The sequence below is a fragment of the Rahnella sp. 2050 genome (assembly GCF_040544515.1).
Classification (GTDB): Bacteria; Pseudomonadota; Gammaproteobacteria; order Enterobacterales; family Enterobacteriaceae; genus Rahnella; species Rahnella aceris.
This window is the reverse complement of record NZ_JBEPKE010000001.1, coordinates 1,324,090-1,342,885: the sequence shown is the minus strand read 5'-3', so window position 1 is coordinate 1,342,885 and position 18,796 is coordinate 1,324,090. Positions and strand designations below refer to the sequence as shown.

The 18,796-nt window shown below is 56.1% G+C and carries 20 protein-coding genes; 6 read left to right on the top strand and 14 right to left on the bottom strand.

The genetic code is table 11. The features are described from left to right. Nucleotides 1-41: 41 nt before the first annotated feature. The 11 genes from fdhF to hycA form a co-directional block, all read right to left on the bottom strand. Nucleotides 42-2,213 carry a formate dehydrogenase subunit alpha gene (fdhF, locus tag ABIC79_RS05900; protein ID WP_015689505.1) on the bottom strand — a complete coding sequence of 724 codons (2,172 nt, stop codon included), beginning with the start codon at nucleotides 2,211-2,213 and terminating at the stop codon, nucleotides 42-44. 23 nt (nucleotides 2,214-2,236) lie between these two features. Continuing rightward, complete coding sequence (gene hydN, locus ABIC79_RS05895) at nucleotides 2,237-2,782, bottom strand: electron transport protein HydN (protein ID WP_013574478.1); 546 nt, start codon at nucleotides 2,780-2,782, stop codon at nucleotides 2,237-2,239. Nucleotides 2,783-3,111: 329 nt separating this feature from the next. Next, nucleotides 3,112-3,597, bottom strand: coding sequence for a hydrogenase maturation peptidase HycI (gene hycI, locus ABIC79_RS05890; RefSeq protein WP_354566625.1), 486 nt, complete (start codon nucleotides 3,595-3,597; stop codon nucleotides 3,112-3,114). Beyond that, a complete protein-coding gene (gene hycH / locus ABIC79_RS05885; RefSeq protein WP_013574480.1) occupies nucleotides 3,590-4,069 on the bottom strand; it encodes a formate hydrogenlyase maturation protein HycH in 480 nt (159 codons plus the stop codon). The genes hycI and hycH overlap by 8 nt, the downstream gene beginning before the upstream one ends. After that, complete coding sequence (locus ABIC79_RS05880; RefSeq protein WP_013574481.1) at nucleotides 4,069-4,866, bottom strand: NADH-quinone oxidoreductase subunit B family protein; 798 nt, start codon at nucleotides 4,864-4,866, stop codon at nucleotides 4,069-4,071. Before ABIC79_RS05880 ends, hycH begins: the two co-directional genes overlap by 1 nt. After that, nucleotides 4,863-5,420: a formate hydrogenlyase complex iron-sulfur subunit gene (locus ABIC79_RS05875; RefSeq protein ID WP_013574482.1), complete on the bottom strand. Its 558-nt coding sequence runs from the start codon at nucleotides 5,418-5,420 to the stop codon at nucleotides 4,863-4,865. Before ABIC79_RS05875 ends, ABIC79_RS05880 begins: the two co-directional genes overlap by 4 nt. Nucleotides 5,421-5,435: 15 nt before the next feature. Continuing rightward, a complete protein-coding gene (locus tag ABIC79_RS05870) occupies nucleotides 5,436-7,160 on the bottom strand; it encodes a hydrogenase large subunit (protein WP_013574483.1) in 1,725 nt (574 codons plus the stop codon). 44 nt (nucleotides 7,161-7,204) lie between these two features. Further along, nucleotides 7,205-8,158: a respiratory chain complex I subunit 1 family protein gene (locus ABIC79_RS05865; protein ID WP_119261367.1), complete on the bottom strand. Its 954-nt coding sequence runs from the start codon at nucleotides 8,156-8,158 to the stop codon at nucleotides 7,205-7,207. A gap of 10 nt (nucleotides 8,159-8,168) precedes the next feature. Beyond that, a complete protein-coding gene (locus ABIC79_RS05860) occupies nucleotides 8,169-10,073 on the bottom strand; it encodes a proton-conducting transporter transmembrane domain-containing protein (RefSeq protein WP_354566624.1) in 1,905 nt (634 codons plus the stop codon). Beyond that, nucleotides 10,070-10,699, bottom strand: a complete 630-nt coding sequence (locus tag ABIC79_RS05855) for a 4Fe-4S dicluster domain-containing protein (protein ID WP_015689513.1) — start codon at nucleotides 10,697-10,699, stop codon at nucleotides 10,070-10,072. The genes ABIC79_RS05860 and ABIC79_RS05855 overlap by 4 nt, the downstream gene beginning before the upstream one ends. 147 nt (nucleotides 10,700-10,846) lie before the next feature. After that, on the bottom strand, nucleotides 10,847-11,314 hold the full coding sequence (gene hycA, locus ABIC79_RS05850) for a formate hydrogenlyase regulator HycA (protein WP_013574487.1): 468 nt from the start codon (nucleotides 11,312-11,314) through the stop codon (nucleotides 10,847-10,849). Nucleotides 11,315-11,675: 361 nt separating this feature from the next. On the opposite strand from hycA, the gene hypA reads away from it, so the two are divergent. From hypA to flhA, 6 genes are all read left to right on the top strand, one after another. Further along, the gene (hypA, locus tag ABIC79_RS05845; protein WP_013574488.1) at nucleotides 11,676-12,020 is read left to right on the top strand and encodes a hydrogenase maturation nickel metallochaperone HypA; all 345 of its coding nucleotides are present in this window, start codon (nucleotides 11,676-11,678) and stop codon (nucleotides 12,018-12,020) included. A 30-nt stretch (nucleotides 12,021-12,050) separates the two neighbouring features. Further along, complete coding sequence (gene hypB / locus ABIC79_RS05840) at nucleotides 12,051-12,830, top strand: hydrogenase nickel incorporation protein HypB (RefSeq protein ID WP_112151238.1); 780 nt, start codon at nucleotides 12,051-12,053, stop codon at nucleotides 12,828-12,830. Next, on the top strand, nucleotides 12,821-13,099 hold the full coding sequence (hypC, locus tag ABIC79_RS05835; RefSeq protein WP_013574490.1) for a HypC/HybG/HupF family hydrogenase formation chaperone: 279 nt from the start codon (nucleotides 12,821-12,823) through the stop codon (nucleotides 13,097-13,099). The genes hypB and hypC overlap by 10 nt, the downstream gene beginning before the upstream one ends. Continuing rightward, on the top strand, nucleotides 13,099-14,271 hold the full coding sequence (gene hypD, locus ABIC79_RS05830) for a hydrogenase formation protein HypD (RefSeq protein WP_013574491.1): 1,173 nt from the start codon (nucleotides 13,099-13,101) through the stop codon (nucleotides 14,269-14,271). The genes hypC and hypD overlap by 1 nt, the downstream gene beginning before the upstream one ends. Continuing rightward, complete coding sequence (hypE, locus tag ABIC79_RS05825; RefSeq protein ID WP_013574492.1) at nucleotides 14,264-15,286, top strand: hydrogenase expression/formation protein HypE; 1,023 nt, start codon at nucleotides 14,264-14,266, stop codon at nucleotides 15,284-15,286. The genes hypD and hypE overlap by 8 nt, the downstream gene beginning before the upstream one ends. 105 nt (nucleotides 15,287-15,391) lie before the next feature. Then, on the top strand, nucleotides 15,392-17,479 hold the full coding sequence (gene flhA, locus ABIC79_RS05820) for a formate hydrogenlyase transcriptional activator FlhA (RefSeq protein WP_379671728.1): 2,088 nt from the start codon (nucleotides 15,392-15,394) through the stop codon (nucleotides 17,477-17,479). A gap of 5 nt (nucleotides 17,480-17,484) precedes the next feature. Here flhA and ABIC79_RS05815 read toward each other — a convergent pair whose 3' ends face one another. From ABIC79_RS05815 to ABIC79_RS05805, 3 genes are read right to left on the bottom strand one after another with little or no spacing between them, the layout of a single operon-like run. Next, entirely contained in the window at nucleotides 17,485-18,027 is a 543-nt protein-coding gene (locus ABIC79_RS05815) for a DUF4865 family protein (RefSeq protein WP_223509728.1), read from the bottom strand. Continuing rightward, a complete protein-coding gene (locus ABIC79_RS05810; protein WP_013574495.1) occupies nucleotides 18,024-18,431 on the bottom strand; it encodes a tautomerase family protein in 408 nt (135 codons plus the stop codon). The genes ABIC79_RS05815 and ABIC79_RS05810 overlap by 4 nt, the downstream gene beginning before the upstream one ends. Nucleotides 18,432-18,460: 29 nt before the next feature. After that, on the bottom strand, nucleotides 18,461-18,784 hold the full coding sequence (locus ABIC79_RS05805; protein WP_013574496.1) for a carboxymuconolactone decarboxylase family protein: 324 nt from the start codon (nucleotides 18,782-18,784) through the stop codon (nucleotides 18,461-18,463). Nucleotides 18,785-18,796 lie beyond the last annotated feature (12 nt).

The following is an 18,796-nucleotide window of genomic DNA, read 5'->3' as shown; positions in this document are numbered from 1 at the left end:
GGTTTTGCTCCTCCCCCTGCGAAGGGGGAGGAGCTTAAAAACTAAACCTCAACCACCGGGATCACATCTTCCACGGCGCTGCGCAGGCGCGCTTTCATGTCGCTGTAAGTCTGATGAGCGTAGTTCTCTGCCCAGCGCTGATCGGCGATCTGCTCGACTTTCACCGCGCAGTATTTGGTTTCCGGCGTTTTGGAAATCGGGTCGAGATTGTCCTGGGTCAGTTCATTACAGGCACCGATCCACCACTGATACGTCATGTACACCGCACCCGGGTTGATACGTTCGTTGTAGTTGGCGCGGGAAATGACTTTGCCACGGCGTGATGCCACCCAGACCAGTTGCTGATCACGGATACCCAGCGCCTGGGCGTCCACCGGGTGCATCTGCACGAAGCCCGGTTCATCAGCCAGCGTTTGCAATGCCGCACAGTTACCGGTCATTGAACGGCAGGAGTAGTGACCGACTTCACGCACGGTACACAACACCAGCGGATAATCGCCGTCCGGCACTTCAGCCGGTGCGCGCCACGGTGCGGCAAACAACTGGCCTTTACCGGTCGGGGTATCGAAGTGATTGTCGGCATACAGATATGGCGTCCCCGGGCTTTCAAGCGTGGTACAAGGCCACTGCACGTGTCCCAGTTCGCCCATTTTTTCGTAGGTGGCGCCGTAAAACAGCGGACACAGGCTGCGCATTTCGTCCCAGATTTCCTGGTTATCGTTGTAATGCATCGGATAACCCATTTCGGTCGCCAGCAGGCTGATAATGTCCCAGTCGCGCTTGACGTTATATTTTGGTTCGATGGCTTTCTCGAAGCGCTGGAAGCCACGGTCTGCGCAGGAGAAGACACCGCCGTGTTCGCCCCAGGAAGTGGCCGGTAAAATCACGTCGGCCTGCTCGGCGGTTTTGGTCATGAAGATGTCCTGAACCACCACGAATTCCAGTGCTTCAAAGCCTTTGCGCACCAGACCTAAATCGGCTTCGGTCTGCAACGGATCTTCACCCATGATGTAATAGGCTTTAACTTTGCCTTCAAGGGCCAGATGCGGGATTTCCGTGATACGGTGACCGACTTCGGTGTCCATCTGATTCACGTCAATGCCCCAGGCATCGGCGAATTTCGCGCGAACTTTCGGATCAGTGACGGACTGATAGCCCGGGAATTCATTCGGCAGCACGCCCATATCACAGGCACCCTGCACATTATTCTGACCGCGTACCGGTCCGACGCCGACGTTGGCGCGGCCAAGATTACCGGTCAGCAAAGCCAGCCCTGCCAGACCTTTTACCACGTCAACCGCCTGACCAAACTGGGTGACGCCCATGCCCCACATGATGGTGGCTGAAGGTGCAGCGGCGTAAGTGCGCATCGCCTGACGGATTTGCTGCGCAGAAACACCGGTCTGTTCTGCCACGGCTTCCGGTGAGTAATCCGCCACATTTTTGCGGTATTCCTCAAAGCCTTCGGTGTATTTCGCGACATAGTCATGGTCATACAGATCTTCTTCGATCAACACGTGGGCAAAGGCATTTACCAGCGCCATGTTGCAGCCGTTTTTGATTTGCAGATGCTGATCGGCAATACGTGCGGTTTCGATGCGGCGGGGGTCGCAGACGATGATCTGCGCGCCTTTTTCTTTCGCTTTGATCACACGGCGCGCGACGATGGGATGGGAATCCGCGCAGTTATAGCCGAACACCAGCAGACATTTTGAGTTTTCGATATCGCCGATGGAATTACTCATCGCGCCGTTACCGAGCGTGGCCTGCAAACCGGCCACCGACGGGCCGTGACACACGCGGGCGCAGCAGTCGACGTTATTGGTGCCGATCACTGCACGGGCAAATTTCTGCATCACATAGTTGGTTTCATTGCCGGTCCCGCGGGAAGAACCGGTGGTCATAATGGAACGCGGGCCGTGTTTTTGTTTAATGTCTTTCAGGCGCTGTGCGGTGTAACGGATGGCTTCATCCCAGCTGACGGCTTCGAATTTTCCGCCTTTCTGGCGGCGGATGAGCGGCTGGGTCAGGCGCGGGGTCAGCAGTTTGGTGTCATTGAGAAAATCCCAGCCGTAATAGCCTTTCAGGCACAGTTCGCCCTGATTGGTGACGCCGTTCGCGGCTTCCGCACGGATGATTTTTCCGTTATCTACAACCAGATTTAATTTACATCCGGCGCCGCAATACGGGCAGACAGTGGTGACTTTTTTCATGGTCTTGCTTCCTTAATCCGGGGTTAAAACAGCAACGGGGAGGTGCTGTCGAGCGCAGCGCGGCGGCGTTTTTCTGCGTTCATTTCCTGTAAGTGGTTACGGTCGATAGCGAAAAGTGCCTTGGTCGGGCAGATTTCCATACAGGCCGGGCCTTCAGCGCGGGTGTGGCACAGGTCGCATTTGTGCGCCTCGGCTTTATCCGAGGTGGTGACCATCGCCGCGCCGTTCTGGCGGAAAACGGGTTTGGTGACGACTTCCATGGCGCCGTACGGGCAGGCGACAACGCAGGTCTTACAGCCGATGCAGCGTTCCTGCATCACCTGTACATGATCTCCGGTGCGAAGAATGGCGCCGTTCGGACAGACGTTGGCACAGGGCGCATCTTCACACTGGCGACACATCACCGGTGTACTGAGATTGACACCTTTAATAACGTGCAGACGCGGTGCGAATGTCGCGGCGTTGAGCAGCGAAATATCCTGCGATTCACTGTGAGCCATCACGCAGGCAATTTCACAGGTACGACAGCCGATGCATTTTTTAGGGTCGGCGATGATAAACCGGTTCATTTTTCTCTCCAAATCCCCGTCGTCCTTGACATCGCAGGTGCGTTGGCTGCGTTCACTCGCCCGAATCACTGACTCATGTCAGCTCATCGGGACTCCTTCGCTTGCCGCCTTCCTGCCATGCCAATGCCTTAGGGGATTTCAGTGTGCTTTTAATACAGGGGGTTAAAAGTTTTCATCTACTTCTATACATAAAACGTGCCAGTTTCGGATGCTTGTTTTTATCTATGTATTTCAGTTGGTTATATAAAAATGACGTAACGATGACGAAATGTCGGGCTGATGTCATGTCTGTTTCGTCACCGCATCGACAGTTATGTCGACAGCCGCTGTCAGAGGCTTTCGGGCCGGAAAGGGGCGATTCCCAGCCCCTGATCCAGCGCAGGCAATAGCTGATACAGGCGGTTCACGGCCTGTTCAACGGCGGCACTCATCGGGAAGTAAAAAGCCACCACGTCCGTCTGAATGCCGACAAAGGTGATCTGCGGGATGTCTTCACGCAATTGCTGAATAAGAAACGTCAGCGGCAGATTGTGGGTGGTCATCATGAACATCTCAGCGATGTCATCTTCATCGATAATGCGCATTTCACCGGGCGCCAGCCCCATGTCGGTGGCATCGACAATCACCAGATGCGCAGGCCGCAGTTCGCGTAAATAACCGATGTCGTTCTCTGGTGCCGCACCGCCGTCAACCACAGTCCAGCCGGACAGCGGTTTTTCAGCGCACAGTTCGGCCAGCCGCGGGCCGGCACCGTCGTCGCCCATCATGCTGTTGCCCACGCACAGCAATGCGTAGCGGGAGGATAAATCAGGCATCGTATCTCCTGACCATCAGGTACATGGCGGGGTCGTTTTCAATCTGGGCAAGCAGGGTGATCAGCGCATCGCTCCAGCCCTGTTGCGTATCACTCATGTACGGGCGGGCAGCGCTCAGCGCCAGCGCCAGCAGGTGGGTGTGGCTGCTGTCGATAATGATCTCTCCGAAACGCTGCACACCGGCCAGTTTTCGATATGCTTCGCTGTTTTCGGGCAGGCAGTCAATCCAGTGCATATACCCGTCGAGAGGGCATTCGAGACGGGATTTCAGGCAGTCGATCACCCCGAGGTGATGGCCGATCGCCAGGCTGTAATACACCACTTCCTGCACTTTTTGCGAACTGCGTTTCAGGGCGCTTTTCTCATCGACAAACTTGCTGCTCAGCGAATAGAAAATCACTTTGTTCTTGTCCGGCTGATGACCGGCGTAGGGTTGATGTCGCGCGTAGCGCTGGTCGTTGACGGAGGTCATCACAGGTGTACCTCGCCACGCAGAACCTGCTGATAAATGTGCTGCAGGTTGCCGACAATTTCGTTGAGACGCAGATCGCCTTGTTCTTCAAGATATGCAGAAACGCGCTGTTCCACGGGTTGTAAGCCGGGCGCGGCCACGATATCCATAAAGGTGTCGGCAATCTGACGGCCATAACGGTAACCGGCCATCCGGCGCGCTTCGCGGTCCAGCAACACGCGCAGCGGCTGCGGTAAATCCGGGTGCAGCAGCAGAGCCGGTTCGGTGGCCGCCTCATCGTGTTGCTGGCCTTTGATCTTCTGATCCAGCAAACCCAGCGCCATCGCAAAACCATAAATGGTGGCGGCCGGTGTCGGCGGGCAACCCGGAATATACACATCCACCGGCACGATTTTGTCGGTGCCGCCCCACACGCAATACAGATCGTGGAAGATGCCGCCGCTGTTGCCGCAGGCGCCGTAGGAAATGCAGATTTTCGGATCCGGCGCAGAATCCCAGGCGCGCAGCGCCGGAATACGCATGGCGCGGGTCACGGCACCGGTGAACAGCAAAATGTCTGCGTGACGCGGCGACGGGACCACTTTAATCCCAAAGCGTTCGGCGTCGAACAGCGGGGAAATGGCCGCGAAAATCTCAATTTCACAGCCGTTACAGCCGCCGCAGTCCACGCGGTAAACGTAAGCTGAGCGGCGGATGCTGTGAAGCAGTGTGGATTTCAGTTTGGCAATGCTTTCATCCAGCGTGACGGGTACCGGCAGGCCATTTTCGTCACGCGGAGCAATCAGGTTATGACTCATGAATGAGCCTCCGTGGTCATGTGCCGGCCAATATCAATACGGTCGGAGGAAGAAAGGCTGTGCAGTTTTTTGCATTCGGGGCAGGTTTCATACTGCTCCCGGCGGTCAGCAACTTGCCGGTCGCTCAGGGCGGCGCTTTCCTGCAACAGGCTGAGTGCGAAGTCGATTTCCTTTTGTACCGCGTAAGGTTTGCCGCAGGCACGGCAGTGACAGATAGGGAAATCCGCGGTCTCAAACAGGTCTTCTTTACGCCAGACTGCCAGTTCAAATTCCTGCGACAGTCTGATGGCCGCCGTCGGGCAGACTTCCTCGCAGCGGGCGCAGAAAATGCAGCGGCCTAAGAACAGCTGCCAGCGGAGGGTTTCGCCGTCTTCTGCCGTGGTCATGGTCAGCGCGTTAGACGGGCAGGCGTTGGCACACGCGCCGCAGGCAATACACTGCTGTGCGGTGTATTGCGGTTTGCCGCGAAAATTCGCTGCCAGATCCAGCGGCTTAAACGGATAAGCCACGGTTGCGGTGCCGGTTTTAAGCACTTTTTTAATCAGTTTCAGCATGATGGGAGCAGCTCCTCAAAGCGGCGAATTTTTGCGTTCGATGCCGTAGCGTTCGATCTCTTTGTAAGGCACGACGATGGACGTTTTCTTACGCACATCGACAACCGTCATGCGGTCGGTGCAGGAATAACAAGGATCGAGACTGCCGATAATCAGCGGCGCATCGGAGACCGTATTACCGCGCAACATGTAACGCAGCGTCGGCCAGTTGGCGTAAGTCGCCGCACGGCAACGCCAGCGGAACAGCTTTTGGTTGTCGCCGGTCATGCTCCAGTGAATGTCGTCACCGCGTGGTGCTTCAGCAAAACCGAGGGCGAAACGGTGAGGAATATAATTAAAGCCTTCCACCGCCAGCGGGCCGCCGGGCAGGCTTTGCAGGCCGAACTCGATCATATTCAGGGCGTTAAACACTTCGTGGATGCGCACTTTCAGGCGGGAATAAACGTCGTTACCGGTTTCGCTGCACAGTTCAAATGGCAGTTTGGCGTAACCGGCATAAGGGTGATCCTGGCGCATATCGCGGCGGTGACCGCTGCCGCGCACCATCGGGCCGACATTACTGAAATCGCGCGCCACCTGCGGATCCAGAATACCGACGCCGACGCTGCGCTGCCGGGTATTCGGCGTACTGAGCAGGATATCCACCAGCTCGTTAAGATCCCGGCGCATGCTGCCCGCCAGCGCAATCGTGGCGATCATGTCGTCTTTGAGGATGTCACGGCGGATGCCGCCGATCAGGTTCATGCCGTAGGTTTTACGCGCGCCGGTCAGGATTTCTGCCATCTTCATCGACTGTTCACGGACGCGGAAAAACTGCATGAAACCGGAATCAAAACCGACAAAATGACAGGCAAGCCCGAGGTTCAGCAGATGGCTGTGCAGACGTTCGACTTCCAGCAGAATAGAACGGATCATCTGGGCGCGTTCCGGCACCACGATACCCATCGCGTTTTCGACCGAAGAGGTGTACGCCACGCTGTGCGTGAACCCGCAGATGCCGCAAACGCGGTCTGAGAGGAAGGTGACTTCGTTGTAACCCATGCGGGTTTCGGCCAGTTTCTCCATGCCACGGTGCACGTAAAACAGCCGGTAATCGGCATCGATAATGTCTTCACCGTCAACGAACAGACGAAAGTGTCCCGGTTCGTCAGAAGTGACGTGCAGCGGACCAATCGGCACAATTTTGCTGCCTTCTTTGGCTTCGGAAATAAACGGATAGGTTTCTTCGTCCGTGGTAGGTGCCGGGCGCTGACGGTAATCCATCGCGTCTTTGCGCAGCGGGTATAAATCGTCCGGCCAGTCATCCGGCAGCACCAGACGGCGTTCGTCCGGCAACCCGACCGGGCGCAACCCGTACATATCACGCACTTCACGTTCGCCCCAGACCGCTGCCGGTACGCGCGGTGTCACGGAAGGGAATTCCAGCGACACAGGATCCACTTCGGCGCGCACGGTGATCCAGCACTTCACGCCTTTTTCCATCGACAGCACGTAATACAGCGCGTAATTGCCGCACAGCGTCCGTTCGTCGTTTCCGAACAATACGGAGAGCCAGCCACCCTGCTGGTAATACAGCCATTCGACCACTTCCGGCAGCCAGTTCAGCCTGATGGTGACGGTCGCCTGCGTGTCGGTCTGCCATTCACTGCCTAAGATCGCCGACGGAAACTGCTTCGCCAGCGCGGCCAGATACTCTTTACCGACCGGGTTTTGATTTAATGCGGTATTGAACTCACTCATTACAAAGCCTCTTCCCGCCGCAGCGGGACAAGAAAAATGTCAGGTCAGCCTGCGACCAGCCAGGAAACCAGCGCCAGAAACGCCAGCCCGAAACCCGCCCAGGTGGTGCGGGAAGTTTTAAGAAAGCGCAGACGGGCGACGCTGTTCTCGATGAGCGCCACCACAAATACCGCGATCAGCAGTTTCACCAGACACAGCACCATGGCGGTCAGCAACGTCAGCGGCGTGAGTTGCTCCGCCAGTCCGAACGGGAAAAACAGACCAAGGAATAGCTGCAACACCACCAGTTGTTTCAGGCTGATGCCGATTTTCAGCACGCCCAGCGCCGCGCCGGAGTATTCGGTCAGCGGGCCTTCCTGTAATTCCTGCTCGGCTTCCGCCATGTCGAACGGCAGCTTGCCCATTTCGATATAGGTCGCGAATGCACAGGCCAGACCGGCCAGAACGAGGGTTAAGGAAGACGACAGCGGCCAGTGCAGAACACGGGCGGCAATGGCGCCAAGCGAGGTGGAACCGGCGACCAGCGCCGCAATCCACAGCCCGAGCAGCAGAATGGGCTCGACCAGCACACCAAGCACCGCTTCACGGCTGGCGCCGATGCCGGTGAAGGTGCTGCCGGTATCCAGCCCGGCGATGGCAAACACAAAACGCACTATGGCAAACAGATAGATGACCGTGATCAGATCGCCCGCCGCGCCCATTGGCGACGCCAGCGTCACCACTGGCAGGGCGGTGGCGATCACCAGTAAGCCGCCGGTCAGCAGGTACGGCATGCTGCGAAACGCCGCACCGGCCGCGGCGGGTGCGACACTCTGGCGGGTCAGCAGTTTGGTGATATCACGGTATTCCTGTAACACGCCCGGTCCCTGACGGTTGTGCATCCGTGCGCGCATTACGCGACTGAATCCGGCAAACAGCGGCGCGAGCGCCAGCAACGCAATCGCCTGAATCAGCGCCAGCGGCCACAACGAACCCGCGAGTAAGAATGAAGTGTTCATAGTCAGTTCCTCAGGCAAAAGCCACGACCAGCAACACGGCCAGTTCGATGAAAGCCAGACGACGGCAGAAGGCACCCAGCCAGCCACGGTGCAGCGCGGCCACCAGCGGAGCCGGTGTCATGTGCTGACGCAGGCGATAAAGCGGGGCAAACATCACGCGCAGCGGTTGGGCAAAACCCGTCGCTGTCACCACCATGTCAGCGGAATGGCCGTAGCCACAGGCCCAGGCATCGCCGCGTGAACGGTTTGGCAGACGGGAACCGCGCAATACCGTGGCGGCAATCCACGGCAGCAGCGGCATGCCCAGCAGCAGAATGGCGACCATCGGCGCGGATACCGCAGACGTGGCGGAAAACGCCGCGCCATGTCCGGCGGCCTGTAAAACAGGCACGTTCAGCACTGAGGCGGCAACGGCGGAGAAGTGCGGAATCAACCACGGCGAGGCGACACCGAAAACCACACACAACAGCGCCAGCAATACGCTGCTGAGTGTCATCAGTCGCGGGGCAGGCGTGGCGTCTGCCGCCGCCGGACTGCGTGGTGTGCCTAAGAAAGTGACGCCGAAAACTTTGGCAATACACATCAGCGCCAGCGCACCGGTCAGGGCCAGACCGACCGCCAGCAGCGGCCCGAGCAGACGTGCGATAAACACGTGACCCGCACTCAGCTGGAACAGCGACTGATACAGCAGCCATTCGCTGGCAAAGCCGTTCAGCGGCGGCAGGGCAGCCATCGACATCAGGGCAATCAGCATCGACACGGCGGTCCACGGCATCAGACGGGCGATCCCGCCGAGTTTTTCCATGTCCTTAATGCCGGTCTGCATTTCGATTTCACCGGCACCGAGGAACAGCGCGGTTTTAAACAACCCGTGATTAAACAGGTGAAACAATCCGGCCAGCAGGGCGAGCGAAGCCAGCAGCGGCAGATTCAGCGCCACGCCCACCATGGCGCTGCCGATGCCGAGCAAAATAATCCCGACGTTTTCCAGCGTGTGATAGGCCAGCAGACGGCGGATATCGTGCTCCATCAGCGCGTACAGGCCGCCGATAAATGCGGTCAGGATTGCCAGAAGCAATACCATCAGGCCCCACCAGAGTGGCGGTGCGCCGAGCAAGTCCAGACCGACTTTTACGATGCCAATAATGCCGATTTTCATCAGTGCCGAAGAGAACAGGGCAGCGGCGTGGGCGGGGGCGCTGGAATGCGACTGCGGCACCCAGGCGTGCAGCGGGATAATCCCGGCGTAGAGTCCGAAACCGGCCAGTGCCAGCAGGAAAGCCAGCGATTTAATGCCTGGCGTAAACGTGGTGTGGCGAAGAACCTCAAAATCCAGACTGCTGCTGGCGTGATGCAGCAGCGCAAACGCCAGGATCAGACACAGCGTGCCGAGGCGGCCGGATAAAAACTGATTCAGACCGGCACGGCGGCTTTTCACATCGTCGGCTTGTACGATCATGAAATACGCACACAGCGCGGCCATTTCCATCATCAGGATCAGTTCAGCCGCATTGGCGGAAATCGCCGCGGCAGTCAGCGCCGCCAGCAGCAGATTGCATAACAACCCGGAACGGGCGCGCTGGCGCGGACGGGCATTCGCCAGCCATGCGCAGGCATACAGGCTGCTGAACAAGGCTGTTACCGACATCGCCAGTAACAACAATGCATTCAGCGGGCTGAAGCTGGCGTGGTAAGGCAGAACCGGCAGTGTAAGGGTCACCGGTGCGCCACTGTTAACCATCTGAATCGCAGCGATAATAACCGCCACGGATGCCACCATGCTGCCAGCGCCTGAAATCAGGCTGCTTAATTTCGCGGCTCCTGCCAGTAACCCGCAGATAATGCCGCTGAAAACCCAGACCAGCAGCGCCAGCGTCAACAGTGATGCCGGATCCAACGTTAATAGTGCCGTCATTGTTTGGCCTCCGTGTCAGGCGCACTAAAGGATGTCAGCCCGGCCGGGAATACATTCATCGCATTCAGGCGTTTTTGCTGGCTGGCATTTTCAGACAGACTGGCCGTGATAAGCCGGATGGCCTGTGTGGGACAGGTCTTGATGCACGCCGGACCCTCAGGGCTGAAGCTGCATAAATCGCATTTCACTGCCACCGCGCGAACCCCCGGCACACAATCCAGGAAAGGGCTGATCGCACGTGGCGGGCGCGGCGCGGGCAGCGCTTTTGAGGTGTTACAGTCGACGGGCATGTCCAGCGGCGTGCTGCCGGAAAAGGTGATGGCACCGAACGGGCAGGCAAGCCCGCACAGTTTGCAACTGACGCAGAGGCTTTCATTGAGATGAATCGCGTCGTTTTCACGGGTGATAGCATTAACCGGACACACCTGCGCGCAGGGGGCATCTTCACACTGGTGACACATCACCGGCGCGGAATCCAGACGGTTTCGCATCACCTGCAAACGGGGGGCAGATTGTAAACCGTGACGCTGGTGTTCCTGCGAACAACTGGCCATACAGGTATTGCAGCCAATACAAAGTTTCGGATCAGCTATCACATATTGATTCATGGCATTTTTAAAGCTCATGAAGTCTCCTTGGTATTTCGTCAAAGGTGACGAAATCGGCACTTAAATTGACATTTCGACATTTATGTCGGAATAGATCCCAGTAAAAAAACGGCAATGAAAAACATTCCTGTTATGCCGGTGCGATAATGTATTTCTGAATGTAACTCAGGCGTGGTCGAGTAATTTATCGAGTTGCGAATGAATGGGCTGATTAGTTTTCAGTGAGTCAAAAATACACTGATAAATAGCCGATATTTTATTGAGATAATGTTCCAGCACGGCGTTCTTATCTTTAATATCCACGGTGCCATCAACCCGGCCTTCTTCACTCAGCGTGGCGTGTGCAAACGCTCTGAAGTCGGGTTCTTCACCGCTGTGCGCCATGTTCAGGCTGTAAACGATATCCTGACTGTAGAAGTCGTCGCTGAGATGAATACTGACGGAAAAATGGTTAAACAGGGTGAAGCGGATATCCTGATCTTCGCCGCAACTGAATTCATGGTTTATCTTTTTATTTGAATGGGTTATGGCCTGTGTCAGGCTGTTCTGATACAGGCGCCATTGTGATTTCAGATGGCTGTTTTTGCTGGCTATATAATCCGCTTTACTGGTCAGTTCGCTGAGAGTGCTCATTGTCATTACCCGTTATTGAGGTGTGCGTAGGTGCCTTTCCGGTCCGTCTTTATGCAGAAAGTGACGACGAAAATACGGCGCATACATCCCTGCTGGCATAAAACGTGCCAGTTTCCGGTTTTGTTTAATAACTGCTTTATTATTAAAAGGTTAAGATATTTAAAACCTGTGTGCCCGGTCGCATGAAAAACATAATGACATGTCGATGACACGGTATTTCGACATATATGACGGACTGCGCCGGGATTATTTCGCTATCCGGTTTTCTTCTCCGTGTCTCCGTGTCGAAAAATTGTGGCATCAATATTGCTACTTACCTTCCCATGCGCTGTTTATTAATCTCCTGACGGAGAGGGAAATAATGCACGAGATTACGTTGTGCCAGAACGCCGTGGAAATAATGCAACAGTTTGGACGGCAAAATAATGCCCGGAGAATTACGGCGGTATGGATGGAAATTGGCGCGTTTTCCTGCGTCGAACCTGAAGCGGTGCAATTTTGCTTCGAACTGGCGTGCCGCGAAACGCTCGCTGAAGGTTGTGAATTGCATCTCCACACACCGGCGGCAGAAAGCTGGTGCTACACGTGCCAGCAGGACATCACTTTACTCAGCCCCGGCGTGCTGCTGTGTCCGCACTGTGGCGGACGTGATGTGCGGGTGGTGGCCGATGACGGCATGAAAATTAAACGAATCGAAATCGAATAACGGGCACCCGATGTGCCCGGGGAGAAAGCTATGTGCAGTACCTGCGGTTGTGCCAGCGGCGAACTTCGTATCGAAGGCGTCAGCCCTGAACACACTCATCACCATTCCCATGATCACGATGATTCACATGATCATCGCCACGGTCTGCCGTTTGCACCGCGACGCCTGGTGGACATCGAAATGGACGTGCTGGCGAAGAATAACCATATCGCTGCCCATAACCGCGAGCATTTTGCGGCGGCGGGCATTCTGGCACTGAATCTGGTGTCCAGCCCTGGCTCCGGTAAAACGACCCTGCTGACCAGCACCCTGACCCGGCTGGCACCGTATTTCGACTGCGCGGTGATAGAAGGCGATCAGCAAACCACTCACGATGCCGATCGTATCCGTGCCACCGGCGTCCCGGCGATCCAGGTGAATACCGGTAAAGGCTGCCATCTGGATGCGCAAATGGTTCATGATGCGTTGCATCAGCTGTCGCCAAACAATAACAGCCTGTTGTTTATCGAAAATGTCGGCAATCTGGTGTGTCCGGCCAGTTTTGATCTCGGTGAATTGCACAAAGTGGCGGTGCTGTCCGTCACGGAAGGTGAGGACAAGCCGCTGAAATATCCGCATATGTTTGCCGCATCGCGCCTGATGGTCCTCAATAAAATCGACCTGTTGCCGTATGTCAGTTTTGACGTCGAAGCCTGTATTGCCAATGCGCGCCAGGTCAATCCGCAGATTGAAGTGATCCGGCTTTCTGCCACTACCGGCGAAGGTATGGAGCAGTGGCTGGCCTGGCTGGAGCAGCAACGATGTGCATAGGCATTCCGGGACAAATCGTCGCGCTGCATGACCAGCAGCCTGATCACGCCTGGGCAGAAGTCTGCGGTCTGCGCCGCGAAGTGAATATTGCGCTGGTGTGCGACGGCCAGCCACAAACGCTGATCGGCGGCTGGGTGTTAATCCACGTCGGTTTTGCATTGAGCAAACTTGATGAACAGGAAGCACAAGAAACGCTGGCTGCGCTGCACGCGATGGAAGAAGTAGAAGCCGATGTCGCCCTGTTTCTCGGTGCGGGAGAGGCCCGATAATGCGTTTTGTTGATGAATTCCGTGATCCGAAACTGGCGAAAACGCTGATTGAACGGCTGCATCAGCGGGCGGCATTACTGCCTTACACCGCTGAAAAACCCATGCAGATTATGGAAGTGTGCGGCGGCCATACCCATGCCATTTTCAAATTCGGGCTGGATAAACTGCTGCCCCCGCAACTGGAATTTATCCACGGGCCGGGGTGTCCGGTGTGCGTGTTACCGATGGGGCGTATCGATGCCTGCTGTGAAATTGCCGCACATCCCGACGTGATTTTCTGCACCTTTGGCGACGCGCTGCGCGTGCCCGGCAAGCAAGGCTCGCTGTTGCAGGCGCGCGAACGGGGTGCCGATGTGCGTGTGGTTTATTCCCCGCTGGATACGCTGAAACTGGCTCGTGCAAATCCGGCACGTCAGGTGGTGTTTTTCGCCCTCGGTTTTGAAACCACGCTGCCGGTTACCGCTGTCACGCTGCAACAGGCACGGCGCGAACGTCTGCCCAATTTCAGCGTGTTCTGTCAGCACATCAGCCTGATGCCGACCTTACGCAGCCTGCTCTCGCAGGATGATGTGCGGATTGATGCTTTTCTGGCTCCCGGTCACGTCAGCATGGTGACGGGCACCGCACCTTATCATTTCATCAATGAAGAATTCGGCAAGCCACTGGTGATCAGCGGCTTTGAGCCACTCGATATGCTGCAAAGCGTGCTGATGCTGGTGGAACAAGTTTGCGAGGCATCGTGTAAAACGGAAAACCAGTATCGCCGCGTGGTGCCGGAAGAGGGTAACCTGCTGGCACAGGAAGCGATGCGCGAAGTGTTTACGCTTGCCGGTAGCAGCGAGTGGCGCGGTCTGGGCGTGATTGAAGCCTCAGGGATTTCCCTGGCCCCCGCCTATGCCTCATTTGATGCAGAGCGGCGCTTTAACCCGCAGGCACAACCGGTAGCGGACGATCCCCGCTCCCGTTGCGGTGAAGTGCTGACCGGGCGCTGCAAGCCGCATGAGTGCCCGCTGTTTGGCACCGCTTGTACGCCACATAATGCATTTGGTGCGCTGATGGTGTCTTCTGAAGGTGCGTGCGCGGCGTGGTATCAGTACCGGCATCAGGAAACGGCAATGGCGGATAAACCGCAGCAAAAGCATCAACAGCAGAAGGTAAGTCAGGATGAGTGATCGCAAAGAAGTCGTCACAATGGCGCATGGCAGCGGCGGCCGCGCCATGCAACAGATGATCGAACAGATGTTCATCAGCGCATTTGATAATCCCTGGCTTAACGAACGGGAAGATGGCGCACGATTGTCACTTGCCAGCCTGAGTGCACAGGGCGACCGGCTGGCGTTTACCACGGACAGTTACGTGATTGATCCCATCTTTTTCCCCGGCGGCAATATCGGCAAGCTGGCGGTGTGCGGCACGGCAAACGATCTGGCGGTCTGCGGGGCGACACCCGCCTATCTTTCCTGCGGTTTTATTCTGGAAGAAGGGTTAGCGCTGGATGACTTACAAAAAATAGTCAGCGCGATGGCGCAGACCGCACATGCTGCGGGCATTGCCATTGTGACCGGCGATACCAAGGTCGTGCAGCGAGGTGCCGCCGACAAAATCTTTATTAATACCGCCGGGATCGGCGTGATCCCAACGGCCGTTAACTGGGCCGCCGGTACGATAAAAGCAGGCGATAAAGTGATCGTCAGCGGGACGCTCGGCGATCATGGTGCGGCGATCCTCAATCTGCGTGAAAAGCTGGGGATGGATCTGGGCGTGGAAAGTGACTGCGCGGTGCTTGCGCCGATGATTGCACCACTGCGACCGCTGGCTGGCGTGCATGCCTTACGTGATGCCACGCGCGGCGGGGTGAATGCGATTTTGCATGAATTCAGCGCCGCCAGTGGTTTTGGGATATGTATCGACGAAACCGCGTTGCCGGTGAAACCGGCTGTGCGTGGCATCTGTGAATTACTGGGGCTGGAACCGCTGAATTTTGCCAATGAAGGCAAACTGGTGATCGTCGTGTCCGACCGGGCTGAAGAGCAGGTGCTGAACCTGTTACGCAGCCATCCGCTGGGCGCTGATGCGGCGACTATCGGCGAGGTGACGATAAGTCCGCAGGTGTGTCTGCGCGGCGCGCTGGGTGTTTCCCGCCAGTTAATGTTGCCCCATGCGGAGCCATTACCCCGCATTTGTTGATCTCGTCAGGGGAGCGCGCCGCCGCGAAGGCGTAAACTTTCTTAATCGTTTCTTCAAAAACGCTTTACATCAAAAGCCAGAGCCCACGGTATGCAGAGTGCAACAATGAGCACCACAAAACACAAAGGATTACTGGAACTGACGCGCACATTGCTGCTGCAACAGAACATGACTTCGCTGCTGGAAACCCTGACGCAAGTGGTTCAGAGCGCCGGTATTGCGGAGGCTGTGACGCTGGTGTTGTTCGACAATAACAGCGAACGCGTCAGTTTTTATGGCATCGATCCGCATCATCAGCCGGTCAGTTATGAAGATGAAACGCTGCTGGCGACCGGGCCGCTACATGCCTTACTGAGCAATCCTAAAACGCAGGTCTGGCGCAGCGAAGCGTTGCATCTGCGCTATCCGCAACTGGCGGCGCTGAACCTGTATCCGGCGTTTACCGATTATTGTCTGGTGCCTCTGCTGGCCTCTTCCGGCTTGCTGGGGGGCTGTGAGTTTACCCGTCAGCACGCGACCCCGTTCAGTGAGGAAGACAAGAACGGTCTTTATGAGCTTTGTACGCTGGCGGCCATTGCGGTCGAACAAATCCAGTTGCGCGAAAACGCCTCGCTCCAGCAATCCCTGCTGCGCCATGAACGTGACGATTTCCGCATTCTGGTGGATATCACCAACGCCGTCCTGTCCAAGCTGGATCTCGACGAACTGACCGGCGAAATCGCCAAGACTATTCACCATTTCTTTCACATTAATGCCATCAGCATTGTGTTGTGTGATGCCGATAAAGACAGCGAACAGGCCAGTGTTTACGCGACACATTATGTGCAAACGCACGTCGCGGAGCGTGAACAGTCGCGCATGACGCTGGAGGGTTCCCTGGAACAGCAGGTGATGAAAAATGGCGAAATGTTGCTGACTAACGTGCGGTCCGCCGAAGAACCGGATAACGATGAAAGCACGTTGTTCCAGCTGTTATGGCGGGATCAGACCAAAACCCTGTGCATTCTGCCGTTACGTTTTGGTCATAAAACGCTGGGGGTGTTGAAACTGGCACAGTGCCAGCCGGATAACTTTAATTCCGCTAATCTGCGCGTGTTGCAGCAGATCGCCGAACGCATTGCGATTGCCGTGGATAACGCACTGGCCTATCAGGAAATTAAAAGCCTGAAGGAAAAACTGCAACACGAAAACCTGTATCTCACCGAGCAGATAAACAGCAATAACCCGGATTTCAGCGACATTGTCGGCCGCAGTTCCAGCATGTCGGCGGTGCTGAAACAGGTTGAGATCGTGGCGAAAAGCGACTGTTCTGTGCTGATCCTCGGCGAAACCGGCACCGGTAAAGAGCTGATCGCCCGTGCGATCCATAATCTCGGCGATCGTCGTGATCAGCGCATGGTGAAAATGAACTGCGCGGCCATGCCTGCCGGATTAATGGAAAGCGATTTATTCGGCCATGAAAAAGGCTCGTTTACCGGGGCTACCGCTCAGCGGATGGGGCGTTTTGAACTGGCTGATAAAGGCACCTTATTTCTCGATGAAGTGGGTGAAATTCCGATTGAACTGCAACCCAAGTTGCTGCGCATTTTGCAGGAGCAGGAGTTCGAGCGTGTCGGCGGCAATAAACTGATTTCGGTGGATGTGCGGATGATCGCTGCGACCAACCGCGACCTGTGCCAGATGGTTGCCGATAAAGAATTCCGCAGTGATTTGTATTACCGGCTGAATGTGTTCCCGATTGTCATCCCGCCGTTGCGTGAGCGACCTGAAGACATTCCGCAACTGGTGAAATTCCTGACCTATAAAATCGCCAAGCGCATGAAACGCACCATCGACAGTATTCCCGCCGAGACCTTGCGTTTATTAAGCCGGATGCCCTGGCCGGGCAATGTGCGTGAACTGGAAAATGTTATTGAACGCGCTGTGCTGCTGACCCGCGGAACGGTGCTGGATTTACAACTTCCTGAGCTGAATTATCCGTTGCCGGTGTCTCAGCCGGAGAGGGTGATGCCCGCGCCTGATACTGCGCCCGCCCCGCATTTGAATGAGGAAGACGAGCGCGAACGTATTCTTCAGGTACTTAAGGAGACCAACGGCGTGGTCGCCGGTCCGCGTGGTGCGGCACAACGTCTGGGATTAAAACGTACGACGTTGTTGTCGAGAATGAAAAAATTGGGGATTGCCGCGCATTAACCGGGTCAGGCTGTTTTTACCGCACCGGACAATGAAATATGGCCGATGCGGTAATGCTGCCCGTCGCCTGCCAGCGGATTTCTCCCCGCCGTAAAATGGATTTTCTTCCAGTTTGTCGTGTCCCAGGCGGTGACGTCGATAAGTCTGTCGCTCACCGTTTGCTCACTGAATGGCGCAAGGTCACTGAACGGTGCGATATCCGTTATCTCTCTTTTCGCATATACCGCCTCCGCGACGTTTCCGCTGACATGTGCCGTCAGCACCGGATAAACCCGGATCTGCGGCCAGCCGAAGGCGCCGGCGACGCCCTGAAAACCTGCACCTGAAATAAAACGGTTCATATCTGATACGTCCTGCCACAGGTAAAACGGCGCGTAGATATTTTCTGCGCTGCCGGTTTGCAGGCAGTTGCGGCGGGCATAGAGATAGGTTTTGAAAATAAGCCCTGCAAAACCGTCCGTCCGATATCCGTTATCCGCAATGCGCTTTTCAATAATGCCCATGTCGTAGTCCGCAGGCAGGGTAAAACTGTATTGCATGGCAATCATGACCGGGCTCCTTGCGCAATTCTGAACATTTCACCGTGACTGAACGACCAGTCTTCCGGCTGTGTAAAACTCACCACCACCATCACATCAGCCTGAGAAATTCCCAGTGTGAGGTGTAATTTTTCGGCCAGATGGTGGAACAGTTGCTGTTTCTGATAACCGTTACGCGGTTTGCCTGCGGTGATGTGAAACAGCAGAAAATCGTCTGAACGCCGGTCATTTTCACCGGCTAAATAGGTCGGGTTGATCACCCGCTGGTGGCGGCTGACCGGTTCGAATAACTGAAAACAATCATCTTTGGGCACGGAAAAGTGATCAACCAGCGCTTCCTGTAATATGGCTGAAATGGCATCCTGCCAGGCATCCGCGCGGTGGGCTGGTAAAGAAATTCGGCTAAAAGGCATCGGTTGTTCCTCCGGTTACGGGGCGCGGGTTACTGGTCATTGAGAGCGGCGAAGCGGCTCAGGGCGGATGCCGCTGCGGGCCAGCCGGCATAAAATGCCAGATGGGTGATCACTTCTGAAAGTTCGGCCTGTGAGACCCCGTTTTTTACCGCCAGGCTCAGATGAAAAGGCAGTTGTTCAACGCGATTGAGGGCAATCAGTGCGGCAACGGTGATCAGGCTGCGATCACGCGCAGACAATTCATTTCTTTTCCACAGATCGCCGAACAGCACCTGTTCCGTCAGTTCCGCAAATTTGGGCGTCAGACGCGCCATGGTATCCAGCGTCTGTGTTTGGGACGAGGTCGTGCTCATATCAGGCTCCTT